This is a genomic window from Pseudonocardia hierapolitana (assembly GCF_007994075.1).
In the GTDB taxonomy this organism is placed as follows: domain Bacteria; phylum Actinomycetota; class Actinomycetes; order Mycobacteriales; family Pseudonocardiaceae; genus Pseudonocardia; species Pseudonocardia hierapolitana.
This window is the reverse complement of sequence record NZ_VIWU01000001.1, coordinates 126,740-152,631: the sequence shown is the minus strand read 5'-3', so window position 1 is coordinate 152,631 and position 25,892 is coordinate 126,740. Positions and strand designations below refer to the sequence as shown.

Here is a 25,892-nt window from a genome sequence, read left to right as displayed (position 1 = left end):
ATCGGTTGTGAACAACGTTATGACGCACGTCACGCGCGGTCGATCGTGCGAATTCCGCCGCTCGGCGACCGGCCGCACGACCTGGAATAGCTCGCCTGACCTGCGCGTGTTGGAACGGTCGTGACGCAACCCGAGTCGGCTGGCGGCATCGCCGACGTCATGGCCGGCATGCCCGAGGTGTGGCGCCGGCTGCTCGCCGCGCACCTGCCCGACCGGCTGGGCCGCTGCAGGTCCTGCCGTACCGCCAGCGGCTCGGGCGAGCGCTGGCCCTGCTCACTGCATCAGATCGCCACCGAGGCGCAACGCCTGCACGGGTTGCGCCTCGGCCAGGCGGTCGCCGGCGACTGACGGGTGGGCCCGCGGAGGTGGGTCCGTCCGGCCGGGCTGCTCGTGGGAGCGCTGGCCGACGCCCTGCTGGGTGATCCGCGGCGCCGGCACCCGGTCGCCGGGTTCGGTCGTGCCGCCGCTGCGCTCGAGGCACGCTGCTACGGCGACCGGCGTTCGTCCGGGGCGTTGTACGCCGCGGTGCTCGTCGGCGGGGCCGCCGCGCTGGGGGTGCTGGCCGAGCGGGCGGCGGCACGTCATCCCGCCGCAGGGGTGGCGCTGACCGGCCTCGCGACCTGGGCGGTGCTGGGCGGCTCCTCGCTCGCAGCGCACGGTGCCGCCCTGGCCCGCGAGCTGTCCGCCGGTGACCTGACCGCCGCGCGCACCCGCCTGCCGTCGCTCTGCGGACGCGACCCGGCGGCGCTCGATGCCGGGGGGATGGCCCGTGCGGGCACCGAGTCGATGGCCGAGAACACCTCCGACGCCGTGGTGGCGCCCCTGCTGTGGGGCGCCGTCGGCGGGGTGCCCGGCCTGCTCGCCTACCGGGCCGTGAACACCCTCGACGCGATGGTCGGCTACCGGTCCGCCCGGTACCGGCGCTTCGGCTGGGCCTCCGCGCGGCTCGACGACGTAGCCAACCTGGTGCCCGCCCGCGTGTCGGCGCTGCTCTTCGCCGGGCTCGCGCCCGCCGTCGGTGGAGCGCCGCGCCGAGCGTTCGCCGCATGGTGCCGCGACGGCTCGGCGCATCCGAGCCCCAACGCAGGCCCGGTGGAGGCGGCCGCCGCCGGCGCGCTGGGCGTCGCTCTGGGCGGACGCACGGTCTACCCGCACGGCGTGGAGGACCGGCCCCGGCTCGGCGATGGCCCGCCTCCCGGTCCGGCCGACCTCGCGCGAGCCGCGCGCCTGTCCCGCCTGGTCGGCGCCGCCGCGGCCGTCCTGGCGGCGGCGATCGCCTGTGGCGTTCGCCGGGGAGCGATCGCCCGCCCTCGGTCTCCTACGGGCACACCCTGCCTGCGGGGGATATCGAGCTGCGTCTGCTCGACGAACTCGGCGTGACGCACCTGCACGTCGACGAGGTGCATGCCGACCCGGCGGGGGCGGCCCTGCGGGCCCGGCGCGCGACAGAGGAGGCGAGGGCCCACTTCGTCGTCCACTGCGACGTGGACGTCCTGGCCTTCGCCGACACGCCTCTCGCCGACGTACCGGACTCCGGCGGCGACCCGATCGGGTTGCGGTTGGACGAACTGGCCGCGAGCCTGGCCGTGTTCGCCTCCAGTCCTCGATTCGCAGGGCTCGTCCTCACCGAGATTAATCCTGACCACGCTCCCGATCCCGGCGTGCTGCGGCACTTCCTCACCGCCGTCACGATGGCGGTTGCGCAGGCATGAGCCGGTCCACGGGCCCTGTGCGGCGGCAGCAGCGTGGCATCAGGCGTCGGCGAGGGTGTTCCAGAACATCAGTTCGTAGCTCTGGAAGTGCGTAGCGGCGGGCCGCATCCGGGTCGAGGGTGCCGGCGTCGAGCCCCGCCTGCACCACCGCCACGGCCGCATCCAGGAGCTCGCGCGCCGTGGACATCGAGAAGCTCCCTTCACGCGGGACTCAGTGCTTTCCGGGCTCGTCCTCGCCTGCCAGGGCGCGGCGCAGGGCCGCCCGCTGCCCGCGCCGGTCGGTGCCGCGGCGCTGCAGCAGCTCCAGCCGCACGAAGTAGCCGAGCGCGAACAGGGCGATCACGCCGAACGTGAGCCACTGCAGGGCGTAGGAGAAGTTGGTGAACGGGGCGTCGCCGCCGGCGGTGGGGGCCACGTCGAGCGGGCGCAGCACGCCCGGCTGCCCGTCGGCGAGCTGCAGGAACCCCGGTTCGAGCGGGAGGCCGGTCGCGGTGGCGAGCGCGCGGGAGTCGGAGGCGTAGATCTGGCGGTGCCCGTCGGTCTCGATCGCGGCACGGCCCTGCGGGTCGGTCTCGTCGAGCCGCAGCCGGGCGGTGAGCGTGACGGGGCCTGCGGGCGGCGGCGCGTAGTCGGGCACGGTGGCGCCGGACGCGGCGGCGACCGATCCGCGGTTCACCGTGACGAGACGCCCGTCATCGGTGCGGAACGGGGTGAGCACCTCGACGGCGGGCTGGCCGTCCACCACCCGCAGCCGCACGAGCCCCTCGCCCTCCGGCACGAACGTGCCGGTGACCGTGACCTGCCGCCACTCGTCCTCCCGCGTCACCGGCTCGCCGGGGGGCACCATCTCCGCGAGCGGCACGGGCGCGGTGGCGGACGCGGCGTCGATCGCGCGCTGCTGGGCGTCGCGCTGCGCCTCGCGGCCGAACTGCCACGGGGCGAGCAGCGTGAACGCGGCGACCGCGAACCCGATGACCACCGCGATGAGGGCGAGCCAACCGGGACGCAGGAGGAACCTCACGCCCCGGACGATACAAGTGCCCCCCACCGGGAGCCCGCCACATGTCTCGACGGCCCAGCTCCCCGCTGAGCGCACCGGCGAGCCGCCCGAGTATGCCGGTCCGGATACGAGGGACGCCTCGCCGGCGCACTCAGCAGGAACCTGGATCCGCCGATACACGCAACGGACTCCCGGCGGGGGACACTTGCGCCATGCACGGGGCACTGCTGGTGGCGGGCACGACCTCGGACGCCGGCAAGAGCGCCCTGGTCACCGGGATCTGCCGGCTGCTCGCGCGCCGGGGCGTCGCGGTGGCGCCGTTCAAGGCCCAGAACATGTCGAACAACTCCGTCGTCACCCTCGACGGCGGCGAGATCGGCCGCGCGCAGGCGGTGCAGGCGTTCGCGTGCGGCCTCGCGCCGAGCGTGGCGTTCAACCCCGTGCTGCTCAAGCCGGGCAGCGACCGCAGCTCGCAGGTCGTGGTGCGCGGGCGGGTGGACGGGACGGTCAGCGCCCGGTCCTACCAGCACCGCAAGGCCGCGCTGCTCGACGTCGTCACCGCGAGCCTCGCCGACCTGCGCGCCCGCTACGACGTGGTGATCTGCGAGGGTGCCGGCTCGCCCGCGGAGATCAACCTGCGGGCGAACGACATCGCCAACATGGGCCTCGCGCAGGCCGCCGACCTGCCGGTCGTGATCGTCGGCGACATCGACCGCGGCGGCGTGCTCGCCCACCTCTTCGGCACGCTCGCCGTGCTCGACCCGGCCGACCAGGCGCGCATCGCCGGGTTCGTCGTGAACAAGTTCCGCGGCGACCCGACGCTGCTCGCGCCCGGCCTCGACCAGCTCGGCGCGCTCACCGGCCGTCCCACGCTGGGCGTGCTGCCGTGGGAGGAGCGGCTGTGGCTGGACGCGGAGGACTCGCTGTCCGCCGTGGCCGACGGCGTGCTGGGGCGGCCCGCGCCACCGCTGGGTTCGCAGTGGCTGCGGGTGGCCGTGGTGCGGCTGCCGCGCATCTCCAACGCCACCGACGCGGAGGCGCTCGCCGCGGAGCCGGGCGTCGCCGTCCGGTACGTGACCGAGCCGTCCCGGCTCACCGACGCCGACCTGGTGGTGCTTCCCGGTTCGAAGGCCACCGTCAGCGACCTGGCCTGGTTGCGCCGCACCGGGCTCGCCGACGCCGTGCGCGGGCACGCCGCCGTCGGACGGCCGGTGCTGGGCATCTGCGGCGGCTACCAGATGCTCGGGCGGCGGATCCTCGACCCGCACCGGGTGGAGTCCGGCGACGCCGACGGGCTCGGGCTGCTCGACCTGGACGTCACGTTCGACGTCGAGAAGCACCTGGGCAACCCCGAATCCACGGCGTGGGGCGAGGCGGTGCGCGGGTACGAGATCCACCACGGCCGGGTGGTGCGCAGCGGAGACCCGCACCTGCTCGACGGCGAGGGCTCCGACGCGGGCGCCGTGCTCGGCACGCACTGGCACGGCCTGCTGGAGAACGACGGCTTCCGGCGCGCGCTGCTGCGCAGGGTGGCGGACCAGGCCGGTCGGACCGGCTTCGTCCCCGCCCCGGACACCTCGTTCGCGGCGCACCGCGCGGCCCAGCTCGACGTGCTGGCCGATCTCGTCGAGACCCACATCGACGTCCGCGCACTTGAACATGTCATCAATCACGGTGTGCCCGCGGGCCTCCCGGTGGTGACCACCGGTCTGGCAGGCTCGCCCGGGTGAGCGGTCCGCAGTTCCCCTTCTCCGCCGTCGTCGGCCACGACGACCTCCGGCTCGCGCTGCTGCTCAACGCCGTGCACCCCGGCGTCGGCGGGGTGCTCGTGCGCGGGGAGAAGGGCACCGCGAAGTCGACGGCCGTGCGCGCGCTCGCGGCGCTGCTGCCGGCGCTCGACGTGGTGTCCGGTTGCCGGTTCGCGTGCGCGCCGGGCTCGCCCGACCCCGCCTGCCCCGACGGGCAGCACCCGGCGGGCGTCGCAGCAGACGTCCGCCCGGCCCGGCTCGTCGAACTGCCGGTGGGGGCCACCGAGGACCGCCTCGTCGGATCCCTCGACCTGGAGCGAGCGCTCTCCGAGGGCGTGCGCGCCTACCAGCCTGGCCTGCTCGCCGACGCGCACCGCGGCGTGCTGTACGTCGACGAGGTCAACCTGCTGCACGACCACCTGGTGGATCTGCTGCTCGACGCCGCCGCAATGGGCCGCGCCCACGTGGAGCGCGACGGGGTGTCGATCTCGCACGCGGCGCGGTTCCTGCTGGTCGGCACCATGAACCCGGAGGAGGGTGAGCTGCGCCCGCAGCTGCTCGACCGGTTCGGGCTCACCGTCGAGGTCCGGGCGGCGCGCGAGGTCGAGACGCGCGTGGAGGTCGTGCGGCGCAGGCTCGCGTTCGAGGCGGATCCCACCGGTTTCGTCGCCGCCTGGCAGGACGAGGAGCGGGGCACGGCCCGGCAGATCGCCGAGGCGAGGGAGCGGGTCGGCGCCGTCGTGCTCCCCGACGCGGAACTGCGGCGCATCGCGGCCGTCTGCGCGGCCTTCGACGTCGACGGCATGCGCGCCGACCTCGTGATCGCCCGCGCCGCCGTCGCCCACGCGGCTTGGCGCGGAGCGGGCGCGGTCGGCGAGGAGGACGTGCGCGTGGCCGCGCGGCTCGCGCTGCCGCACCGGCGCCGCCGCGACCCGTTCGACGAGCCGGGGATGGACGAACAGGCACTCGACGACGCGCTGCGCGAGGCGGGGGAGGACGAACCCCCGGAGGGTCCGGACGACGGGGGGCCCGGGGGCGGAGGCGCCCCCGAACCCGGCGAGGCCCCGGCCTCCGGCGACTCCGATGCAGACACCACGCCTCGCCCCGCGGGTGACGGCAGGCCCCAGGCCGCACCGCCGGCCTCGGCGCCGTTCCGGGCACGGCTGCTGCAGGTACCGGGGATCGGGGAAGGTGCTCCGGGCCGCCGGTCCCGGGCGCGCACCGAGACCGGCCGGGTGGTCCGCGCGTCCGGGACGGCACCGCGTCGCGCCGCCGACCTGCACCTGCCCGCCACGATCGCCGCGGCCGCCCCGCACCAGCGGGGCCGCGGTCGCACCGGCGCCGGCCTGCGGCTGCACGCGGCCGACCTGCGCAGCGCCGAGCGCGAGGGCCGGGAGGGCAACCTCGTGCTCTTCGCCGTGGACGCGTCCGGATCGATGGCCGCCCGGCAGCGGATGGCCGCGGTGACCGGGGCGGTGCTCTCGCTGCTGCGCGACGCCTACCAGCGCCGGGACAAGGTCGGGCTGGTCGCGTTCCGGGCGGGCGGTGCCGAGCTGGTGCTGCCACCGACGTCGAGCGTGCCCGCCGCCCAGGCCCGGCTCGCGCAGCTGCGCACCGGTGGCCGCACGCCACTGGCCGACGGGCTCTTGCGGGCGCGGGCCGTGCTGCGCGTGGAACGGCTGCGGGACCCGCGGCGGCGTGCGCTGCTCGTGCTGCTCACCGACGGCCGCGCCACCGTGGCGGCCCGCCCGGGCGGCGACCCGGTGCAGGACGCCTGCCGGGCCGCGGGCCTGCTCGCCGCCGACGGGGTGGCGACGATCGTGGTCGACTGCGAGAGCGGCCCCGTCCGGCTCGGCCTCGCCGCCCGGGTGGCGGCCGCGGCCGGTGGGCCGGCACTCGGTCTCGCGGAGCTGTCGGCGGACCAGGTCGCGGGCGTCGTGCGCGCCGCCCGGGCCGCGTAGGAGGGAACATGCCGCAAGGTCAGGTCGTCACCGTGCCGGACGACGGGCTCACCACCCGCCAGCGCCGCAACCGGCCGCTCGTCGTCGTGCACACGGGGGAGATGAAGGGCAAGTCGACCGCCGCGTTCGGGCTGGCGCTGCGCGGCTGGAACCAGGGCTGGTCGATCGGGGTGTTCCAGTTCGTGAAGTCGGCGAAGTGGAAGGTCGGCGAGGAGGCCGCTTTCCGCGCGCTCGGCCGCGTCCACGAGCAGACCGGCGAGGGCGGGCCCGTCGAGTGGCACAAGATGGGCGAGGGCTGGTCCTGGACGCGCAAGAAGGGCTCCGAGGACGACCACGCCGCGGCGGCGGCCGAGGGCTGGGCGGAGATCCGCCGCCGCCTCGAGGCGCAGGCGCACGACCTGTACGTGCTCGACGAGTTCACCTACCCGATCAAGTGGGGGTGGGTGGACGTGCGCGAGGTCGTCGAGGTGCTCGCCGCGCGGCCGGGCCGCCAGCACGTGATCATCACCGGGCGCGACGCCGCGCCCGAACTGATCGACGCCGCCGACCTCGTGATGCAGACGACCAAGGTCAAGCACCCGATGGACGCGGGCCAGAAGGGGCAGCGCGGGATCGAGTGGTGACTGCAGAACGCCGCTGGTCGAGCCACGGCTTCTGCGCGCGGAGGGCCCGGTGGTGTCTCGATACGGGCCGGCGCTGCTCGACCTGCGTGTAGTCGCCTACTCGCGTGCTGAGGCCGAGCTCGTGGCCGCGCCGATGGAGGATCGGTGGATCGGTCCATCAGGTGAGCCCGTCCTGGGCCTCCTGGCGGCGCCGCGCATTGTGCGGGGCCGCCCCTCCCAGCTCAAGGGCGCCTGCGGCGTCGCTGCGCGAGCCGCTCCGCGGCCCCTTGACCTGCGAGCCTCTGCGACCCCTCGGGCATGCGGTGCGGGCAGGCCGGGGCCTGCCCGGTGGGGCGCGCGGCGCCGCCAGCAGGCCGGTATCACGGGCACGTGATGGTGGATCTCCGTGCCGGTCACGCACCTGGTGTGCTCGCGCGCCCCGTGTCGGCCCACGCACCCGGTCGACGGGGCGCGTGGGCGGGGGAGCGGTGCCTCGGTTGCGGAGATCGCTCCGATCAGCACATCGCGGGCTCGGCGGAGACGCTGATGTACACCTCGGGCCGATCACGGGCCCTCTCCCAGCCACTTCACACACCCAGTGGCGACTTCACACAAGGCCGGCCTTGTGTGAAGTCCGTACTGGGTGTGTGAAGTCGGCTGTGCCAGGGCCACGGGCGGTGTGATCGGCAGTTCGGCGGGTTCTCGTGTCGTTTTCGACCGTTTTCGCGACGAGGCCTTGATCTTGGCCGTGGGACCGCCTTCGGTGGCGCCGCGCGCCCTCCGGGCAGGCCCCCGGCCTGCCCGCGTAGTGCTGCCCGGAGGGGTCGCAGAGGCTCGGAGGTCAAGGGTCGCGCAGCGATCGCGGAGCGACGCCGCAGAAGCTTCTATGTCAAGCGGTCGCTGGGAGTTGGCGGCGGTGGTCGGTGAGCAGGGCGTGGTAGACGACGTCGGCGAGGTGGCGTTTGAGGGCGCGCAGCGCCGCCTTGCCGGTGGCGTTGGGTCGGCGCTGGGTCCAGCGTTCGCGCCAGGCCCGCGCCTCGGGTTTGTGGCTGAGCTGGGCGATGACGATGCGATGCAGGCAGGCGTTGAGTTGCCGGTTGCCGCCGCGGTTGAGCCGCACCTGGGGCCGGTTACTACTCCAGACCGGGATCGGGGCGGCACCGGCGTGCATGGCAAACGCCGCCGCGGACCGGAACCGGGAGATCCCAGCAACCTCACCGATGATCTTCGCGGCGGTGACCACGTTGACCCCGACGATGGCCAGCAGGGTCGGGGCCAGCGGGACGACCAGCTCGCCCAGCTGCTTGTCCAACCGGCGGATCTGTTCGCGCAGCCGACGGATCTCGCCGACCAGCTCCAGCGCCAGGTCGCGGCGCACGCTCGCCGGCAGCGCCTCCAGCCCGGCGGTCAGCCGGTCCAGCTGACGGGCACTGTTCAACCGCCCGGCGCCGGGGTCCAGGCCGGGGTCCAGGTCGTGCAGGTGCCAGCGCAGCTGGTTGATCGTCTGGGTGCGCCACTTGACCAGCTGCTCGCGCCGGTCGGTCAGCAGCCGCAGATCAGCGGCCACCTCATCCAGGTGCGCGGCCGGCAAGTCCGGCTCGCGCAGCGCGGCGCGGGCGATGGCCAGCGCGTCGATCGGGTCGGACTTGCCGCGCGTGCGCGCGCTGGCCCGGCTCTGGGCCATCAGCTTGGGCGGCACCCACACCACCGCCGCGCCGTGCCCGATCAGGGTGCGCACCAGCCGCCCGGCCACCCCGCGGCCGTCCTCGACCGCCCACCGCCGGTCCGGCCCAAACCCGCCCGCCCACGCCCACAACCGCAACCACCCCTCCGGGGTGGAGGCGACCGTCACCTGGCCCAGCTTGCGCCCCACCTCGTCGACGGCGACCGCGGTGTGGGTCCGCTTGTGCGGATCGATCCCAATGACCACCATGAACGTCCGGGTGTCCTTCCTTCCAGATCAGGAGACAGGCATCCGGATCGGGTCGGCTGGTCGGACACACCTCAGTCGAGGGGATGGCGTCTAGCCCACGCTTCTATCAAGTCAGGCCAGCCGGCCCGAACCCTGACCACGCTCGACAGTTCTGCGGCAAGCCAACCAACGGTGGCAGCGCCCTTGAGAGTCACCACGTGATCAGGGCCGGACCCTAACCGCTGCCGATCAACAGCAGCAGCCCTCAGCCTGACACTGAGGCGCCCTTGAGCTCTGAGGGGCGGCCCCGCAGAATGCGCGGCGCCACCGAAGGCCTTGCCGGAAGGCGCCACCGAAGGCCTTGGCGAAGGGCCGCCTCCGAAGGCCCTGACCCAAGGGTTTGCCTCCGAAGGCCCTGACCCAAGGGCCGCCACCGAAGGCCGTGACCCAGCGGTCGCATTCTCGACATGGGCCGGGCGCCCGGGCTCCGTCCCGCCCGACCCCCGTGAGCGCGGCGTCAGGCGACGAGGTCGCCGTACTCGTCGGAGTGCTTCTCCACGTACCCCTTCACGAACGGGCACACCGCGCGCACCTTCTTCCCGTGCGCGCGCACGTCGTCCAGGGCCGCGCGCACCAGCGTGCTTCCGACGCCCTTGCCCTCGAACCCGGGCATGACCTCGGTGTGGACGAACGTCACGACCTCGTCGGATGCCCGGTACTCGGCGATGCCGGCGAGCTCGCCGTCGATCCGGCCCTCGTAGCGTCGGCGTTCGGGCGCGTCCGTGACGTCCATGGTGATCGACGCTAGTCCCTAGACTGCTGTGCTGACAGGTCGGTTCGGAGGTGGAGGCGTGTCCGCAGGCGCATACGGCGTCGACGAGGCCACCCGCGCCCTCCTGCTGCTCATGCCGCGCCTGGTGGGCCGGGCGAAGCGGATCCCGCCGCCCGAACCGCTCCGCGCGTTGCAGCTCGCGCCACGGCACCTGTCGCTGCTGGCCTACCTGGTGTTCGACGGCCCGCTGGGGGTCAAGGAGCTCGCGGCGCGGCTGGAGGTCGCGCCCGCCACCGTGAGCCTGATGGTCGCCGACCTCTCCCGGCAGGGAGTCCTCGAACGCCGCGAGGACGACGCCGACCGGCGGCGCACGATCGTCAGCATCGCGCCCGCGCACGAGCGGTCGGTCACCGACTGGCTCGCCGCCGGTGGACGGGCATGGCAGACGGCGCTGGAGCCGCTGACGGCCGATCAACGGCGGCTGTTCGTCGAGACGTTGCAGGCCTACGAGCGCGAGGTCACGCGCCAGGAGTAGACAGACCGCATGGAGTACACGCGACTCGGCTCGACCGGCCTGCAGGTCTCGCGCATCTGCCTGGGGATGATGAGCTACGGCACGCCGTCCTGGCGGGAGTGGGTGCTGGACGTCGACGCCTCGCGGCCGCTCGTGCGCAGCGCCGTGGAGGCGGGGATCACGTTCTTCGACACCGCCGACGGTTATTCGCTCGGGGTGGGTGAGGAGGTCACGGGCACGCTCCTGCGGGAGTTCTTCGCGCGCCGCGACGACTACGTGCTCGCCACCAAGGTGTTCTTCCCGATGAGCGACCGGCCGAACGACCGCGGGCTGTCGCGCAAGCACATCATGGCGAGCATCGACGGGTCGCTGCGGCGGCTCGGCACCGACCACGTCGACCTCTACCAGATCCACCGGTGGGACCCCGAGACCCCGATCGAGGAGACGATGGAGGCGCTGCACGACGTCGTGCGCGCGGGCAAGGCCCGCTACATCGGCGCCTCCAGCATGTTCGCGTGGCAGTTCGCCAAGGCGCAGGCCACGGCCGACCTGGGCGGCTGGACCCGGTTCGTCTCGATGCAGGACCACTACAACCTGATCTACCGCGAGGAGGAGCGGGAGATGCACCCGCTCTGCCTCGACCAGGGCGTCGGCGTGATCCCGTGGAGCCCGCTCGCCCGCGGGCGGCTCGCCCGCCTCCCCGAGGAGCGCACCACCACCCGCTCCGGCAGCGACCCGATCGCCGACAACATGTACACCGAGTCCGACGACGCCGTCGTGCGCGCGGTCGCCGAGGTCGCCAAGGGCCGTGACCTGCCGCTCGCGCAGGTGGCACTCGCGTGGATGCTGCACAAGGAGGCGATCACCGCGCCGATCGTCGGGGCCACGAAGCCCGGCCACATCGAGGACGCGGTCGCCGCGGTCGGCGTGGAGCTCTCCGACGACGAGATCGCCGCGCTGGAAGCGCCCTACGTCCCGCACCCGGTGCTCGGGCACCAGTGAGTGCGCGGGCGGTCGTCGTCGCCGCTCCTGCCTCCGGGAGCGGGAAGACCACGGTCGCCACGGGTCTGATGGCCGCGCTGCGGCGGCGGGGGACGGCCGTGGCGCCGTTCAAGGTGGGGCCGGACTACATCGACCCCGGCTACCACACGCTGGCCGCGGGTCGGCCCGGTCGCAACCTCGACCCGGTGCTCGTCGGCGCCGACCGGATCGCCCCGCTGGCCCGGCACGGGGGGGCGGGTGCCGAGATCGCCGTGGTCGAGGGCGTGATGGGCCTGTTCGACGGGCGCATTCCGGACGGCGCCGGGTCCACCGCCGAGGTCGCAGGGCTCCTGGGGGCACCGGTGCTGCTGGTCGTCGACTGCCGCGGCCAGGCGCGCAGCCTGGCCGCGCTGCTGCACGGCTTCCGCTCCTTCGACCCCGCCCCGCGGAGCGTGGGCGGAGCGGGCATCGACAGGGCGCGGATCGCAGGCGTCGTGCTCAACCGCGTGGGCAGCGCACGGCACGAGGAGGTGCTGCGCGCCGCGGCGGACGAGGCCGGGCTGCCGGTGCTCGGCGCCCTGCCGCGCCGCGACGCCCTCGAGGTCCCGTCGCGGCACCTCGGGCTCGTCACCGCCGCCGAGCACGGGGGCGCGGCCACCGCGGCCGTCGACGCGATGGCGGAGCTGGTGGCGGCACACGTCGACCTGGACGCGGTGCTCGGGCTGGCCGCTCCGCTGCCGGCCGGTCCGGCGTGGTCACCTGCCGACGCCGTGCACGAACGCGGCACTCGCGGTGTCGAGACGTCGGACTCGCCGCCCGGGTCGGGTGGCGTGGTGGCGGTGCTGGGTGGGCCGGCGTTCACGTTCGGCTACGCCGAGCACGTCGAGCTGCTCGCCGCCGCGGGGGCGGAGCCGGTCACGGTCGACCCGCTGCGCGACACCGCCCTTCCTCCGGGCACCGGTGGGCTCGTGCTGCCGGGCGGCTTCCCGGAGGAGCACGTCGCCGGGCTCGCGGCCAACGCGCCGCTGCTCGCCGCGGTGCGGGAGCTGGCGGCCTCCGGGGCGCCGGTGCACGCCGAGTGCGGCGGGCTGCTGTACCTGTGCGGGACGCTCGACGGCACGCGGATGTGCGGCGTGCTCCCGGCCGAGGCGACCCGCGCCGAGCGGCTCACCCTGGGCTACCGGGACGCCGTCGCGCTCACCGACTCGGCGCTGCACCCGGCGGGTGCGCGGGTGACCGGACACGAGTTCCACCACTGGTCGGTCACCCCGCGTGCCGGCGCCGCCGCGGCGTGGGGCTGGCGCGGGGCCGGCCCGGAGGGGTTCGTCACGGGCGGTGTGCACGCATCGTTCCTGCACACGCACCCCGCGGGGGATGCCGCCGCCGTGACGCGCTTCGTGCGGCGTATCACCGGCTGACCCGCGCGCCTCATCACTGCCCGTCGCCGGCGGAGATCCCTGATCAGTGGATGCCGTCGGCCGGGCCAATTGCTACCGTTCAGTAACCGACGCTCGACGGGGAGGTCGCCGTGCCGGACACGATCATGCCTCGCTCCCGCTCCCGCCGGCGCCACGCACCCCGGATCGGGCTCGTGCTCGGCGCAGGTGGCCTGCTCGGATCGGCCTGGACGGCGGGTGTGCTCACCCTCCTCGCCGAGCGCCTCGGCCGGCCGCCGGGCGAGCTCGATCTCGTGCTCGGTACCAGCGCGGGCGCGGTTCTCGGGGCGGCGTTGCGGTGCGGCATGGACGTACCGGAGCTGCTCGCCCACCAGCGCGGTGCCGATCCGGCCGCCGTTCCCGACCGCAGGCCCGACGAGCTGCCCGAGCTGCGCACGATCGAACGTGAGTCCGGCGACGGCAGGCCTCCGGTGCCGCTGCCGCGGCCCGGGTCGCCCCGGCTGCTCGCCGTGGCCGCCGTCTCGCCGTGCCGGATGAACCCCGTGGTGGCCGCGTCCGGCCTGCTGCCGCTGGGGCGGCGGCGGATGACCTCGCTCGTGCGGATGGTCGACGCACTCCAGGCGCGCGGCGGGGCGCAGGCGGACGGCTGGGTGCCCGGCAACCCGCTGTGGGTGGTGGCCGTCGACTACGACTCGGGGCGCCGGGTGGTGTTCGGGCGTGCGGGCGCTCCGGCCGCGTCCGTGGCCGACGCCGTGCTCGCCTCGTGCGCGATTCCGGGCTGGTTCGCGCCGCAGGTGATCGCGGGACGCCGCTACGTCGACGGCGGCGTCGCCTCGGCCACGTCGCTCGCGCTGCTCGCGCGGCCGGGCGCGCCGGTGCTGGACGAGGTGTACGTCCTCGCGCCGATGGCGAGCTACGACTACGACCGCCCGGCCGACCCGGTCGCGGTGGTCGAGCGGCGGGTGCGCCGGCTGCTCACCCGCTGGCTCGACGCGGAGGTGCGGGCCGTTCGTGAGCTGGGCACGCGCGTCACCGTGCTGACCCCGGGGCCTGCGGACCTGCAGGCGATGGGCGGCAACCTGATGAACCCGCGCCGCCGCCTCCAGGTGCTGGACACGGCCCTCTCGACGTCGGCCCGGGCGCTGGACGCCGCGGTGGTGGCGGGCCGCAGCACGGCCGCCTGAGCGGGTCACGCGACGTCGGCGACCGGGCTCGGGTAGTCGGGGAGGGGGAAGGAGCGCGCCGCTTCGTCGACGCGGCCCGTGAACAGCCGCTTCGCCGGGCCGAGGTGGGGGAGCACGGCGAGCACGCGGTTGCGCAGCCAGAGGGCCGTGCGGGTCCGGGGGATCAAGGTGGCGCCGCCGGACGTCGCGAGCTGCTGGTTGCGTTCGACGAACGGGCGCAGGGCCCGCTCGTAGGCGGCGAACGCGGCCGCGGGGTCACCCTCCGCCGCGGCGAGCTCGCCCGCGAGCACGTAGGCCCCGATCAGGGCGAGGCTGGTGCCCTGGCCGGACAGCAGCGCCGGGGCGTGGGCCGCATCGCCGACCAGCGCGACCCGTCCGGTGCTCCAGCGCGGCATCCGGATCTGGCTCACGGTGTCGAAGAAGAAGTCCTCCGCGGTCCGCATGGCGGCGACCAGCCCGGGCACCTCCCACCCGCCTGCGCGGAACGCCGCGGCCACGACGTCGCGCTGGCCAGCGAGGTCACGGGGATCGACCGCGAACCCGGGCGGCGTGGAGAAGGCGAGCATCCCGGTGAGCCGCTGCTGCCCGCGCACGGCGTAGACGGCGGCCATCCGTCCCGGCGTGTTGTGCGCGACGAACTCCTGCTCCAGCTTCCGGCCGGCGACCGCGGCGGGGTCGAGGGAGAACCCGGCGAAGGCGAATCCGAGGTCGTGCCGGTAGTCGCTCTCCGGCCCGAATGCGAGCGCGCGGACCGTCGAGTGGAGCCCGTCGGCCCCGATCACGAGGTCGACCGTGCGTGGCGACGCCTTCCCGAACGTCACGTGCACGCCGTTCTCGCGCTGGTCGAGCCCGGTGATCGTGTCGTCGAACAGGTACTCGACGTCGTCGCGGGTCCGCTGGTGGAGCAGGCGCGCGAGGTCGCCGCGGGGGAGCTCGACGTCGCGGCCCTCCGGGCTTCCCGTGAACTCGTCCGGCGTGATGCGGGCGATCACCCGCCCGCGGGCGTCGACGAACCTCCCCCGCTGGGTGTCGACGTGTGCCTCCCGGACGGCGGGCAGCAGACCCATGCGTTGGACGACCTCGACCGCGCCCGCGCGGACGTCGATCGGGTAGCCGCCTGCCCGGATGGCCGGGGCGCGTTCGACGACGACGGGCCGGAAGCCGTGGCGGTGCAGCCAGAACGCGAGCGCCGGCCCGGCGATGCTCGCGCCGGAGATCAGGACTGTGCGGGTCATGGGGTTCCTTCCGATGTGCCTACTTGCCGCACGGTAAGGAACAACTGACCGGGCGGCAAGTAGATAACCGGTAGGCTTTGCGCCGTGCCGCGCCGCAACGCCGACACGCGGGAGGACATCCGCGCCGTCGCTCTGGAGCTGTTCGCCGAGAACGGGGTCGAGCAGACGAGCCTGCGTCAGATCGCGGAGCGGCTCGGCATCACCAAGGCCGCGCTCTACTACCACTTCCCGTCCAAGGACGAGCTGCTCGCCGAGCTGGCCCGGCCGCTGACCGACGAGCTGGAGGCCTTCTTCGCCCACGTGCGCGAGGTGGGGCCGGGCGATCCCGCCGCCATCCTGCGCCGGTACCTGGAACTGTGTCACCGGCACCGCAAGCTGCTGCAGAGCGTGTTGCGTGATCCCACGGTGCTCGCCCGGCTGGGCACCCTCACCCAGGTGCTCTACCGGCGGCTCGAGGTGGACCGGCTGCTGGTCGGCAGCGACGTGCCTGCCGACCGCGTCCGGGCGATCATCGCCTTCGGCGGGCTGCAGGACTGCGTGGTGCTGATGGGCGACGAACCCCTGGACGGCTACGCCGAGGCCGCGGTCGCGTCGGCGGCGCGGGCGCTGCGGCCGGGATGAGTGCGCAACGTCGCAGCCGCATGGACTCCGCGGCGCCCCGGGGCACAGACTGACCGGCGTGAAGCGCGGAAAGGTGTCATTCGTGGGGGCCGGGCCGGGCGCGGCCGACCTCATCACGCTGCGGGGAGCGCGGCGGATCGCCGAGGCGGACGTCGTGATCTGGGCGGCCAGCCTCGTGATGGCCGAGTGCGTCACCGAGCACGCACGGCCGGACGCCGAGCTGGTCGACTCCTCGCAGATCGCGCACGAGGACGTCCTCGCCCTCTACCGGAGGGCCGCCGCCGATGGCCTGAAGGTCGCGCGCGTGCACTCCGGTGACCCGTCCCTGTGGGGGGCGGTGCAGGAGCAGTACGACGCTGCCGAGGACCTCGGGCTCGAGGTGGAGATCGTGCCCGGGGTGTCGGCGTTCGGCGCGGCCGCCGCCGTCGCCGGGCGGGAGCTGACCATCCCCGAGGTCGCGCAGTCGGTGGTGCTCACCCGGCTCGAAGGCGGCAAGACGCCGATGCCGCCGAAGGAGAAGCTGCGGGAGTTCGCCCGGCACGGCACCACGATGGCGATCTTCCTGTCCGCTGCGCGGTCCGGTCAGATGGTGGCCGAGCTGCGGGCGGGCGGCTACCCGGACGACACCCCCGTGGTCGTCGCCCACCGCACCAGCTGGCCCGACGAGCTGACCATGCGCTGCCGGCTCGACGAGGTCGAGCACGTCTGCAAGCAGAACAAGCTGTGGCGCCACACCCTGTTCCTGGTGGGCCCGGCCCTGGCCGCGGCGGGGACGAGGAGCCACCTCTACCACCCGGGCCACTTCCACACCTTCCGCAAGCCGGACCGGGCCGCCCGGCGCGAACTGCGGGCGCGCCGATCCTCGTGAGCCCTGCCCTCGACCGACGGACGGCGCGTTCGTCGGAAACGCTCGCCGTGATCGGGATCGACGGGGAGCCCCTTTCCGCGCCTGCACGGGATGCACTCGCCTGTGCCGAGGTCGTCGTGGGGGCCGCTCGGCATCTCGAGGCCGTCCCGGTACCGACCGCCGCGGAGCGGGTTGTGTTGGGGTCGGTGGACGCCGGGGTGGAGCGGCTGGCCGGGCGGCGCGGTGTCGTGCTCGCAAGCGGGGATCCGGGGTTCTTCGGCATCGTGCGGCTGCTGCGCGAGCGCGGGCACGAGCCGGTCGTGCTCCCGGCGCGCTCCAGCCTGCAGCTGCTGTTCGCGCGCATCGGCCGCTCCTGGGACGACGTCACCGTCGTCAGCGCGCACGGGCGGGACCTGCGTCCGGCCGTCAACGTCTGCCGCGCGCGGCCCGCCGTCGCCGTGCTCACCGCGCCGGGGGCCGGGCCCGCGGAGATCGGGGCCGCGCTGGAGGGCTGGCCGCGCACGCTCGTGGTCGCCGAGGACCTGGGTGGGCACGGGGAGCGGTTCGTCACGCTGCCCGCCGGCGAGGCCGCCGCCCGCGAGTGGCACCCGCTCACGGTCGTGCTGAGCCTCCGCGAGCCGGACGCGGTGCCGGCCCGCGGCTGGTACGCAGGCGGAGAACCCGTCCCGCCCGCGGGCGGGTGGGCGCTTCCCGACGACGCGTTCGACCACCGTGCCGGCATGGTCACCAAGGCCGAGGTGCGGGCGCTCGCGCTGGCCCGGCTCGCCCCGCGTCCCGGTGCCCTCGTCTGGGACGTCGGCGCCGGGTCCGGCTCGGTGGCCGTCGAGTGCGCACGGCTCGGCGCTGCAGCGCTCGCCGTCGAGCGGCGGACCGACGACGCCGCGCGCGTCGCCGCCAACGCGGCCGCCCACGGCGTCGACGTCCGCGTCGTGGCCGGCGAGGCCCCGGCGGCACTGGCCGGACTGCCCCGCCCGGACGCGGTGTTCGTCGGAGGCGGCGGTCCCGACGTGGTCGCCGCCGCGGCGGCCGCCGGGCCGGAGCGCGTCGTCGTGGCGCTCGCGGCGCTCGACCGGATCGCGCCCACCCGCGCCGCGCTGCAGGCCGCAGGCCTGGCCGTGGACGGCGTGCAGCTCGCGGCGTCCCGCTTCGCCGACCTGCCGGACGGCTCCGTCCGGCTCGCCGCCACCAACCCGATCACGATCCTCTGGGGGACGAGCCGATGATCGCCCTGTTCGCCGTCACCGACGCCGGGCGGCGCGCCGCGGCCGAGGTCGCCCCCGCGCTCGACGCCCAGGTGCACCCGCTCGACGAACTGCAGCGGCTGTGGCCACGCCTCGACGCCGCCGTGTTCTTCCTCGCCACGGGCGCCACCGTGCGGCTCGTCGCCCCGCTGCTGGCGGACAAGCAGACCGACCCCGGTGTGGTCTGCGTCGACGAGGCCCGCCGCTTCGCCGTGGCCGTCACCGGCGGGCACGAGGGCGGTGCCAACGCACTCGCCGAGCGCGTCGGCGCGCTGCTCGGTGCCCAGCCGGTGATCACGACGGCCTCCGACGCCACGGCGACGACCGGCATCCAGGACATGGCCGCGGCCCTCGACGCGGTGGTGGACGGGGACGCGGCGGCGGCCGGTCGTGCGTTGCTGGACGGCGCGGCGGTGGTCGAGAACCCCCTGGCCTTCCCGCTTCCCCCCACGCCCGTACCGCGGCATCCCGCGGTACGGCCGGGGCACCGCATCGTCGTCACCGACCGCCTCGAGGCGGACGTCACCCGGGTCGTGCCGCGGACGCTGGTCCTCGGCATCGGGTCCGCGCGGGGCGTGGCGGCGGCTGCCGTCGCCGACACCGTGCGGCGCATCGAGACCGAGCACGGCTTCGACCTGCGCGCCGTGCGGGCGTACGCGAGCGTCGACCTCAAGGCGGACGAGGCCGGCATCCTCGCCGCGATCGCGCCCGCGGAGCTGCGGACCTACCCGGCACAGGTGCTCGCCGGGGTCGCCGTGCCCAACCCGAGCGAGGTGGTGCGTGCCGAGGTCGGCACGCCGAGCGTCGCCGAGGCCGCCGCCCTGCACGCCGCCGCCGAGCTGGGCGGCGGGGCGCCGGTCGAGCTGGTCGTCGAGAAGGTCAAGGGCGAGAACGTCACGGTCGCCGCCGCGCGGATCCGGCCCCGCGGGCGGCTGGCGATCATCGGGCTCGGGCCGGGCGCCGCCGACCTGCGGGTCCCGCGTGCGGAGGCCGAGCTGCGCCGCGCGTCCGTGGTGGTGGGGCTGGACCAGTACGTCGAGCAGGTCCGCCACCTGCTGCGCCCCGGCACCGAAGTGCGCGTGAGCGGCCTCGGTGACGAGGAGCAGCGCGCCGCCGATGCGGTCGCGCTGGCCACGAAGGGCCGCGCCGTCGCGCTGATCGGCTCCGGCGACGCCGGTGTCTACGCGATGGCGAGCCCGGCGCTGCAGCAGGCCGGGGCCGACATCGAGGTCGTCGGCGTCCCCGGCGTCACGGCCTCGCTCGCGGCGGCCGCGCTGCTCGGCGCCCCGCTCGGGCACGACCACGTGCTGATCTCGCTGTCGGACCTGCACACCCCGTGGCCGGTGATCGAGAAGCGGATCGCGGCCGCGGCCGAGGCCGACCTCGTGACCTGCTTCTACAACCCGCGCAGCCGCGATCGGCACTGGCAGCTCGGCGCCGCGTTGGACGCCTTCCGGGCGTACCGCCCGCCGTCGACGCCGGTGGGTGCCGTGCGGCAGGCGAGCCGGGCGGGGCAGCGGGTGTGGGCGGCGCCGCTGGCCGAGTTCGACCCGACCGAGGTGGACATGCTCACGACCGTGGTCGTCGGGTCGTCGGCGACGCGGATGGTGGCGGGGCGGATGGTCACGCCGCGCGGCTACCGCTGGAGCTGAGTGGCATCACCGCGGTACGCGTGATGCCGCGACGACGCTGAGCAGGACGGGCACCGGCCGCGGGCGTGAGCAGGTGGGCGGAAGCGCTGCGCCGGCTCGCCGCAGGCCGGAAAAAATCTTGGCAAGAATTCCGCGGCGTGTCGAATCGCGATGACCTCGTTCGTGGCCATGGTGAGGGACCGGCATCCGCGCCGGTCTCCGCACCCACCGGAGGTCCCGTGTCCAGCACCACCGCCTCGATCACCGCTCCCGCCGCCCCGACCGTCGGCTCGCTGCTGCTGGCCGGCTCCGCCGCGACGGTCGCCGCGGCGGTCGCCACCGCCGTCGTGGCCGCCGCCGGCCAGGCGGTCGGCATCAGCACGGCCGTCTCCGGTGCGTCGATCCCGCCGTCCGGGTTCGCCGTCCTGACGGTGATCTTCTCCGTGCTCGGCCTCGGAATCGCGACGGCGCTGCGCCGGTTCGCCCGCAGCCCGCGCGTCGCGTGGATCCGCATCGCGGTCGCACTCACCGTGCTGTCCTTCGTGCCCGACGTGCTCGTCGACGCCACCATCGCCACGAAGGTGTTCCTGATGCTGACCCACGTCGTGGCAGCGGCGATCGTGATCCCCGCCGTCGCCCGCCGGCTGTCCTGACCACCACCGCCGACCCACCGCACGCGAGGAGACATCATGAGCGCCACCTACACCTTCGACATCTTCAGCAGCCTCGACGGCTACGGCTCCTACGGGGGCGACGGCGACTGGGGCGGCTACTGGGGCAAGCAGGGCCCCGAGCTGCTCGACCACCGCCTCGCCTCGTTCGAGGCGGAGCAGCGGATGGTCTTCGGGGCCACCACGTTCCGGCAGTTCGTGCAGATGCTGGCTGCGAGCACCGAGGAGTCCGAGGTGCGTGACCCGTGGGTCACCCGGATGCGGAGCATGCCGGCCACGGTCGTGTCGTCCACGTTGGACGGGCCGCTGGACTGGCCGGACGCGACCGTCGAGAGCGGCGACGCCGTCGAGGTGGTCGCACGGCTCAAGGAGGGGTCCGACGTGCCGTTGCGCTCGCACGGCAGCCTGTCGCTGAACTGGGCGCTGATGGCCGCCGGCCTGGTCGACCGGGTCCAGGTGACGATCTTCCCCGTGATCACCGGTAGGACCGGGGTGGAACCGATCTTCGGGGGTGCGGCCGACTTCGACCTCGAGCTGCTCGAGAGCCGGACGCTCGACGGCAACATCCAGGAGCTCACCTACCGGCCCACCCTGCACGGCTGAGAGGGAGCTCGCCATGGCGAAGTACCTGCTCGCCGTCCAGGTCGACGAGGGCACGCCCGAGTCCGGCGAGGATCTGCGGGAGCAGTTGGCCCGGACGGCGCAGGTCACCGCCGAGATGCAGGCCGCCGGGACGTGGGTGTTCGTCGGCGGTCTGCGGCCCTCGTACGCCACCACGGTCGTCCTCCCCGCGGGCGGCACGACCACGATGACCGACGGCCCGTTCGCCGAGACGAAGGAGCAGCTCGGCGGGTTCTGGGTGATCGAGTGCGACGACATCGACCAGGCGCTGGCCTGGGCCGAGAAGTGTGCGCTGGCCTGCAGGCGCCCGATCGAGGTGCGCCCCTTCGAAGACGCGCAGTGGACGTGAGAGCGGATGGATCTGGACGGCGTCTACCGGGCGGAGTACGGCCGGAGCGTGGCCACGCTGACGCGCCTGCTCGGTGACATCGGGCTCGCCGAGGAGGCCGTCCAGGACGCCTTCGCGGTGGCCGTCCGGAAGTGGGGCGAGGCGCTGCCGCCCAATCCGGGCGCCTGGATCGTGACCACCGCCCGCAACCGGGCAATCGACCGCCTGCGCCGGGAGTCCACCCGGGAGGCCCGCCACGCGCAGGCGCTGCTGCTGCACCGACCCGACGAGCCGGAGGAGGTGGGACCGGTGCGCGACGACCAGCTCCGCATGATCTTCACCTGCTGCCATCCGGCGCTGTCTCCGCTCGCGCAGACCGCGCTCACGCTGCGCCTGCTCGGCGGGCTGGAGGTGGCGGAGATCGCGCGGGCATACCTGGTGCCGGAGGTGACCGTCTCGCAGCGGATCGTCCGGGCGAAGAAGAAGATCCGCGACGCCGGCATCCCCTACCGCGTGCCCGACGACGCCGACCTCCCGGATCGGCTGGCCTCGGTGCTCACCGTGCTCTACCTGATCTTCAACGAGGGATACACGTCCACCTCGGGGGACCTGCTGCGGACCGACCTCTGCCGGGAGGCCGTCCGCCTGGCGAGGGCGCTCGCCGAGCTGGTGCCCGACGAGCCCGAGGTGATCGGGCTGCTGGCGCTGCTCCTGCTCATCGAGGCCAGGCGGCCCGCGCGGGTGGGGCCGTCGGGTGAACTGGTGGTGCTCGCGGACCAGGACCGGTCGCTGTGGAACCGGGAGCTGATCGCCGAGGGGCATGAGCTGGTGCGGCGGTGCCTGCGCCGCAACCAGCCGGGGCCGTACCAGTTGCAGGCCGCGCTCAACGCCGTGCACACCGACGGGCCGTCGACCGACTGGACGCAGGTGCTGGCGCTCTACGACCAGCTGCTGCAGCACACCCCCACGCCGATCGTGGCGCTCAACCGCGCGGTCGCCGTCGCGGAGGTGCACGGACCGGCGCCGGCACTGGCCGTCATCGACGAGCTGGACCTCCCCGGCTACCACCTGCTTCCCGCCACCCGCGCGGACCTGCTCGCCCGCCTCGGCCGCACCGCCGAAGCCGTCGCCGCCTACGACGAGGCGATCACCCTGGTCACCAACGACACGGAACGCACCTTCCTGGAGACGCGACGGGCGCGTCTGGCGTCGCACCCGGGTTCTCGGTGGAGCTGAGTGGTATCACCGCGGTTCCGTCGGTGACGGGAGTCCCCCGATCGCCGGCAGGATGATGTCTTCGAACTGGTCATGGCCGTCGCCGCAGGCACCCTCGACGACCTGGAGAAGATCGCCGCGCAGCTCGCAGCGTGAGTCGCTGCGGTGGACTCGTGGGTGCGACCTCCGGCACGCGGCGGGGGAGCGGCGGCGGGCGGCGGGTTAGGCTCGGCCGGCTGCGCGGGAACCCGGTGCGAACCCGGGGCGGTCCCGCCACTGTGACCCGCGATCCTCGCGGTGAGCCAGACCTCGCGCGGCACACCCACCACCGACCCCGTCCGGGCGTGGACACCCGGGGAGGAGCACTCGTGAACGCGCGCGCCGCCGTGCATCCCATCGAGCAGGAGTCCTACGCGATCCTGCGCAGCAGGCTCGACACCTCCGATCTGCCGCCGCTCACGCGCGCGGTCGTCGAGCGGGTCGTGCACACGAGCGCCGACACCACGTGGGTCGGCGACCTGGTCGCCGGCGAGGACGCCCTGCGCGCGGGGCGGGAGGCGTTGCTCGCGGGGGCGCCGCTGGTCACGGACGTGCGGATGGTGGCCGCCGGGATCACCGCGCGGCCGGCCGTGGTGGCGCTCGACCTGGCCGGTGGCCCGGAGCCCGGGACGACCCGGTCCGCGGCCGGGATCCGCGCCGCGGTGGCGCAGCACCCGGACGGCGCGGTGTGGGCGATCGGGAACGCGCCGACCGCGCTCCACGAGCTGGTGCGCTGCGCCGCCGACGGCCTGGTGCGTACGCCGCTCGTGGTCGGGCTGCCGGTCGGGTTCGTCGGGGCCGTGGCCGCGAAGGCGGCGCTGCGCGCGTCCGGGCTGCCCGCGGTCAGCAACCGCAGCGAGCGGGGTGGGGCGGCCGTCGCGGCCGCCGCCGTCAACGCGCTGCTTTACGCGGAGGTGGTCCGATGACCTCGCCCCTGTTGCTCGTCGGGCACGGCACGGTCGACGCGACGGGTGTCGAGGAGTTCGTCGCGTTCACCGACCGCGTGCGCGGTCTGCTCGACGTGGACGTGGCAGGCGGGTTCATCGAGCTGTCCGCGCCCACCGTCCACGAGGCGTGGACGGAGCTGTCCGCGCGCGGGAACACGACGATGGCGGCCGTGCCGATGGTGCTGGTCGCGGCCGGTCACGCGAAGGGCGACATCCCGGCTGCCCTGCAGCGCGAGGTCGTGCGCGACCCGGCCACCGCGTTCGTCTTCGGCCGCCCGCTCGGACCGCACCCGCTGCTGCAGGAGGTGGTGGCGGCACGCGTCGCGGAGGTGGCGCCCGCCCAGGACACGGCGGTGCTGCTCGTCGGCCGCGGCTCCACCGACCCCGACGCGAACGCCGAGATCTGCAAGGTCGCGCGGCTGCTGCAGGAGGGCCGCGGGTACGACTTCGTCGAGCCTGCGTTCGTCTCCCTGACCGGCCCGGACGTGCCGGGCGGGCTCGCCCGCTGCAAGGCGCTGGGCGCGCGTCGGGTCGTGGTGGCGCCGTACTTCCTGTTCGACGGGGTGCTGCCGCGCCGGGTGGGGGACCAGGCCCGCGCGTTCGCCGCGCAGCACCCGGACCTCGACGTGCGCGTGGCCCGGCACATCGGCGACTGCGCCGAGCTCGCGGAGCTGGTGCTGGAGCGCTACCGCGAGGCGCTGCACGGCGACATCCGGATGAACTGCGACACCTGCGCCTACCGGGTCCTGCTGCCCGGGTTCGAGGACAAGCTCGGTGCCGCGCAGACCCCGCACCACCACCCGGACGACCCCTCACACGGGCACGGGCACGGCCACGGGCACGTGATCGCGGGATGATGACGCACGTGGATCCCTATCTCGTCGGCCTCGACCTGGCCGGCCGCCGCGTGGTCGTGGTGGGCGGTGGGGTCGTCGCCCAGCGCCGGCTCGCCGGGCTGCTCGCGGCGGGGGCGGACGTCGAGGTGGTGGCGCCGGAGGTCACCCCGGCCGTCGAGGCCATGGCCACCGCGGGCGAGGTCCGCTGGACCGCGCGCGGCTTCCGGGCAGGCGACCTGGACGGCGCGTGGTACGCGATCGCCTGCACCGACGACCGGGCGGTGAACGCGCAGGTGGGCGCGGAGGCGCAGGAGCGGCGGGTGTTCTGCGTCCGCGCCGACGACGCCCCGCAGGGCAGCGCGGTGACCCCGGCGGTCGGGCGGCACGGCGGGCTCACCGTCGGCGTCCTCGCCGGCCGCAACCCCCGCCGCTCGGCCGCCGTGCGCACCGCCCTGGTCGAGGCCCTGCACGCGGGCGTCGTCGACGACGCGGCGGAGCCCGTGCGGCCGGGCGTGGCACTGGTCGGGGGCGGGCCGGGCGACCCGGACCTGATCACCGTGCGCGGCAGGCGGCTGCTGTCGCGGGCCGACGTCGTGGTCACCGACCGCCTCGGCCCGCGGGATCTGCTCGACACGCTCGCCCCGCAGGTCGAGGTCATCGACGCGTCCAAGATCCCGTACGGCCGGGCGATGAACCAGGCGCGGATCAACGAGCTGCTCGTCGAGCACGCCCGCGCCGGCAAGTTCGTGGTGCGCCTCAAGGGCGGGGACCCCTACGTCTTCGGCCGCGGCTTCGAGGAGGCACTCGCGTGTGCCGAGGCCGGGGTGCCCGTCACCGTGGTCCCCGGCGTGACCAGCGCGTTCGCCGCCCCGGCCGTGGCCGACGTGCCGGTCAGCCACCGCGGGGTCGCCCACGAGATCGTGGTGGTGTCCGGGCACGTCGCCCCGGACGACCCGCGCAGCCTCGTCGACTGGGCCGCGCTCGCCCGGCTGCGCGGCACGGTCGTGCTGATGATGGCGGTGGAGCGGATCGGCGCGTTCGCCGATGCGCTGATCGCGGGCGGTCGCCCGGCGGACACGCCCGTGGCCGTGGTGCAGGACGGCACCATGCGGATCCAGCGGACGCTGCGCGCGACGCTCGCCACCGTCGCCGACGAGGTGCGCGAGCAGGGGATCAACCCGCCCGCGGTGGTCGTCGTCGGGCCGGTGGCAGGCCTCGCCGATGAGCCGGTCACGTCGCGGGAACACTGATCCCGTGCCCGAGTCCCTGCTCGACCTGACCGTCCGGGAGCTGCTCGACGCCGCGGCCGCGCGTACCCCGGCCCCCGGCGGGGGTGGGGCGGCCGCGCTCACCACCGCGCTGGCGGCCGCGCTCACGGGCATGGCGGCCCGGTTCGCGAACGGCGCCGAGGCCGAACGAGCGGCCGAGCGGGCCGACGACCTGCGCGCCGCCGTCACCCCGCTCGCCGACGCCGACGCGGCGGCCTACCGCGACTACCTCGCCGCCACCCGCCTGCCGCGCGACGACCCCGGCCGCGCCGAGGCGATCGCCGCGGCCCGCCGCGGGACGATCGAGGTGCCCGCGCGGATCACCGAGCTCGCGGGGGAGGTGGCGGAGATCGCCGCCGACCTCGCCCGCAGCGGCAACCCCAACCTGCACGGTGACGCCGCCGCGGCCGTCCATCTCGCCGCCGCGGCCGCGACGACCGCCGCCGAGCTGATCGCGGCGAACGTCGTCGATGACGCGGAGGCGGCGGAGCGGGACCGGGCCCGGGAGATCGGGGCCTCCGCTCGCGCGCTCGCCGAGGCGGCGCTGACCCGCGGTGCCGGGCGCAGCTCCTAGTCGCAGCTCCTAGT

At 74.9% G+C, this 25,892-nt stretch carries 26 protein-coding genes and 1 riboswitch; of the genes, 22 read left to right on the top strand and 4 right to left on the bottom strand.

The window, feature by feature from the left end; translation table 11 throughout:
* Positions 1–120: 120 nt before the first annotated feature.
* The 3 genes from FHX44_RS00720 to FHX44_RS00710 are packed head-to-tail and all read left to right on the top strand — an operon-like array spanning position 121 to position 1,712.
* Entirely contained in the window at positions 121–348 is a 228-nt protein-coding gene (locus tag FHX44_RS00720; RefSeq protein WP_147253666.1) for a hypothetical protein, read from the top strand.
* A gap of 3 nt (positions 349–351) precedes the next feature.
* The gene (locus FHX44_RS00715) at positions 352–1,380 is read left to right on the top strand and encodes a cobalamin biosynthesis protein (protein WP_147253665.1); all 1,029 of its coding nucleotides are present in this window, start codon (positions 352–354) and stop codon (positions 1,378–1,380) included.
* Positions 1,377–1,712 carry an arginase family protein gene (locus FHX44_RS00710; protein ID WP_147253664.1) on the top strand — a complete coding sequence of 112 codons (336 nt, stop codon included), beginning with the start codon at positions 1,377–1,379 and terminating at the stop codon, positions 1,710–1,712. Before FHX44_RS00715 ends, FHX44_RS00710 begins: the two co-directional genes overlap by 4 nt.
* A gap of 211 nt (positions 1,713–1,923) precedes the next feature.
* On the opposite strand, the gene FHX44_RS00705 is transcribed toward FHX44_RS00710, so the two are convergent.
* A complete protein-coding gene (locus FHX44_RS00705; RefSeq protein WP_147253663.1) occupies positions 1,924–2,733 on the bottom strand; it encodes an SURF1 family cytochrome oxidase biogenesis protein in 810 nt (269 codons plus the stop codon).
* Positions 2,734–2,924: 191 nt separating this feature from the next.
* On the opposite strand from FHX44_RS00705, the gene FHX44_RS00700 reads away from it, so the two are divergent.
* Genes FHX44_RS00700 through cobO form a run of 3 tightly spaced genes read left to right on the top strand, consistent with a single transcriptional unit; the run spans position 2,925 to position 7,044 of the window.
* A complete protein-coding gene (locus FHX44_RS00700) occupies positions 2,925–4,442 on the top strand; it encodes a cobyric acid synthase (RefSeq protein ID WP_147253662.1) in 1,518 nt (505 codons plus the stop codon).
* On the top strand, positions 4,439–6,421 hold the full coding sequence (locus FHX44_RS00695; protein ID WP_147253661.1) for a putative cobaltochelatase: 1,983 nt from the start codon (positions 4,439–4,441) through the stop codon (positions 6,419–6,421). Before FHX44_RS00700 ends, FHX44_RS00695 begins: the two co-directional genes overlap by 4 nt.
* A gap of 8 nt (positions 6,422–6,429) precedes the next feature.
* Entirely contained in the window at positions 6,430–7,044 is a 615-nt protein-coding gene (cobO, locus tag FHX44_RS00690) for a cob(I)yrinic acid a,c-diamide adenosyltransferase (RefSeq protein WP_147253660.1), read from the top strand.
* Positions 7,045–7,912: 868 nt separating this feature from the next.
* Here cobO and FHX44_RS00685 read toward each other — a convergent pair.
* The gene (locus FHX44_RS00685) at positions 7,913–8,956 is read right to left on the bottom strand and encodes an IS110 family RNA-guided transposase (protein ID WP_147253659.1); all 1,044 of its coding nucleotides are present in this window, start codon (positions 8,954–8,956) and stop codon (positions 7,913–7,915) included.
* A 496-nt stretch (positions 8,957–9,452) separates the two neighbouring features.
* The gene (locus tag FHX44_RS00680; protein WP_212612280.1) at positions 9,453–9,728 is read right to left on the bottom strand and encodes a GNAT family N-acetyltransferase; all 276 of its coding nucleotides are present in this window, start codon (positions 9,726–9,728) and stop codon (positions 9,453–9,455) included.
* Between the two features lie 112 nt (positions 9,729–9,840).
* Between FHX44_RS00680 and FHX44_RS00675 the strand changes: the two genes are divergently transcribed.
* From FHX44_RS00675 to FHX44_RS00660, 4 genes are all read left to right on the top strand, one after another.
* Positions 9,841–10,242 (top strand): MarR family winged helix-turn-helix transcriptional regulator, encoded by a 402-nt coding sequence (locus FHX44_RS00675; protein ID WP_147260831.1) that lies wholly within the window; start codon positions 9,841–9,843, stop codon positions 10,240–10,242.
* Positions 10,243–10,251: 9 nt separating this feature from the next.
* Positions 10,252–11,223: an aldo/keto reductase gene (locus FHX44_RS00670; RefSeq protein ID WP_147253657.1), complete on the top strand. Its 972-nt coding sequence runs from the start codon at positions 10,252–10,254 to the stop codon at positions 11,221–11,223.
* Positions 11,220–12,620, top strand: coding sequence for a cobyrinic acid a,c-diamide synthase CobB (locus FHX44_RS00665; protein ID WP_147253656.1), 1,401 nt, complete (start codon positions 11,220–11,222; stop codon positions 12,618–12,620). Before FHX44_RS00670 ends, FHX44_RS00665 begins: the two co-directional genes overlap by 4 nt.
* Positions 12,621–12,730: 110 nt before the next feature.
* Complete coding sequence (locus FHX44_RS00660) at positions 12,731–13,783, top strand: patatin-like phospholipase family protein (RefSeq protein WP_147253655.1); 1,053 nt, start codon at positions 12,731–12,733, stop codon at positions 13,781–13,783.
* Positions 13,784–13,788: 5 nt separating this feature from the next.
* On the opposite strand, the gene FHX44_RS00655 is transcribed toward FHX44_RS00660, so the two are convergent.
* Positions 13,789–15,018: an FAD-dependent monooxygenase gene (locus FHX44_RS00655; RefSeq protein WP_147253654.1), complete on the bottom strand. Its 1,230-nt coding sequence runs from the start codon at positions 15,016–15,018 to the stop codon at positions 13,789–13,791.
* An 84-nt stretch (positions 15,019–15,102) separates the two neighbouring features.
* Here FHX44_RS00655 and FHX44_RS00650 point away from each other — a divergent pair, with 84 nt between their 5' ends.
* The 12 genes from FHX44_RS00650 (at position 15,103) to FHX44_RS00595 (ending at position 25,878) form a co-directional block, all read left to right on the top strand.
* Positions 15,103–15,639 (top strand): TetR/AcrR family transcriptional regulator, encoded by a 537-nt coding sequence (locus FHX44_RS00650; RefSeq protein WP_147253653.1) that lies wholly within the window; start codon positions 15,103–15,105, stop codon positions 15,637–15,639.
* An 82-nt stretch (positions 15,640–15,721) separates the two neighbouring features.
* Positions 15,722–16,507: a precorrin-4 C(11)-methyltransferase gene (cobM, locus tag FHX44_RS00645; RefSeq protein WP_246170137.1), complete on the top strand. Its 786-nt coding sequence runs from the start codon at positions 15,722–15,724 to the stop codon at positions 16,505–16,507.
* Positions 16,504–17,730 (top strand): precorrin-6y C5,15-methyltransferase (decarboxylating) subunit CbiE, encoded by a 1,227-nt coding sequence (cbiE, locus tag FHX44_RS00640; RefSeq protein ID WP_212612279.1) that lies wholly within the window; start codon positions 16,504–16,506, stop codon positions 17,728–17,730. Before cobM ends, cbiE begins: the two co-directional genes overlap by 4 nt.
* The gene (gene cobJ / locus FHX44_RS00635; RefSeq protein ID WP_147253651.1) at positions 17,727–19,400 is read left to right on the top strand and encodes a precorrin-3B C(17)-methyltransferase; all 1,674 of its coding nucleotides are present in this window, start codon (positions 17,727–17,729) and stop codon (positions 19,398–19,400) included. Before cbiE ends, cobJ begins: the two co-directional genes overlap by 4 nt.
* 218 nt (positions 19,401–19,618) lie before the next feature.
* On the top strand, positions 19,619–20,032 hold the full coding sequence (locus tag FHX44_RS00630; RefSeq protein WP_170308713.1) for a DUF6069 family protein: 414 nt from the start codon (positions 19,619–19,621) through the stop codon (positions 20,030–20,032).
* A 36-nt stretch (positions 20,033–20,068) separates the two neighbouring features.
* Positions 20,069–20,653 (top strand): dihydrofolate reductase family protein, encoded by a 585-nt coding sequence (locus tag FHX44_RS00625; RefSeq protein ID WP_147253650.1) that lies wholly within the window; start codon positions 20,069–20,071, stop codon positions 20,651–20,653.
* A 13-nt stretch (positions 20,654–20,666) separates the two neighbouring features.
* Positions 20,667–21,020, top strand: coding sequence for a YciI family protein (locus tag FHX44_RS00620; RefSeq protein WP_147253649.1), 354 nt, complete (start codon positions 20,667–20,669; stop codon positions 21,018–21,020).
* Between the two features lie 6 nt (positions 21,021–21,026).
* The gene (locus FHX44_RS00615; protein WP_147253648.1) at positions 21,027–22,235 is read left to right on the top strand and encodes an RNA polymerase sigma factor; all 1,209 of its coding nucleotides are present in this window, start codon (positions 21,027–21,029) and stop codon (positions 22,233–22,235) included.
* 221 nt (positions 22,236–22,456) lie between these two features.
* Positions 22,457–22,523, top strand: a riboswitch (cobalamin riboswitch).
* A 59-nt stretch (positions 22,524–22,582) separates the two neighbouring features.
* The gene (locus FHX44_RS00610; RefSeq protein WP_147253647.1) at positions 22,583–23,179 is read left to right on the top strand and encodes a precorrin-8X methylmutase; all 597 of its coding nucleotides are present in this window, start codon (positions 22,583–22,585) and stop codon (positions 23,177–23,179) included.
* Positions 23,176–24,057, top strand: coding sequence for a sirohydrochlorin chelatase (locus FHX44_RS00605; RefSeq protein ID WP_147253646.1), 882 nt, complete (start codon positions 23,176–23,178; stop codon positions 24,055–24,057). The genes FHX44_RS00610 and FHX44_RS00605 overlap by 4 nt, the downstream gene beginning before the upstream one ends.
* Positions 24,057–25,286 carry a uroporphyrinogen-III C-methyltransferase gene (gene cobA / locus FHX44_RS00600; RefSeq protein WP_246170136.1) on the top strand — a complete coding sequence of 410 codons (1,230 nt, stop codon included), beginning with the start codon at positions 24,057–24,059 and terminating at the stop codon, positions 25,284–25,286. The genes FHX44_RS00605 and cobA overlap by 1 nt, the downstream gene beginning before the upstream one ends.
* Positions 25,287–25,290: 4 nt before the next feature.
* Positions 25,291–25,878, top strand: coding sequence for a cyclodeaminase/cyclohydrolase family protein (locus tag FHX44_RS00595; RefSeq protein WP_170308712.1), 588 nt, complete (start codon positions 25,291–25,293; stop codon positions 25,876–25,878).
* Positions 25,879–25,892 lie beyond the last annotated feature (14 nt).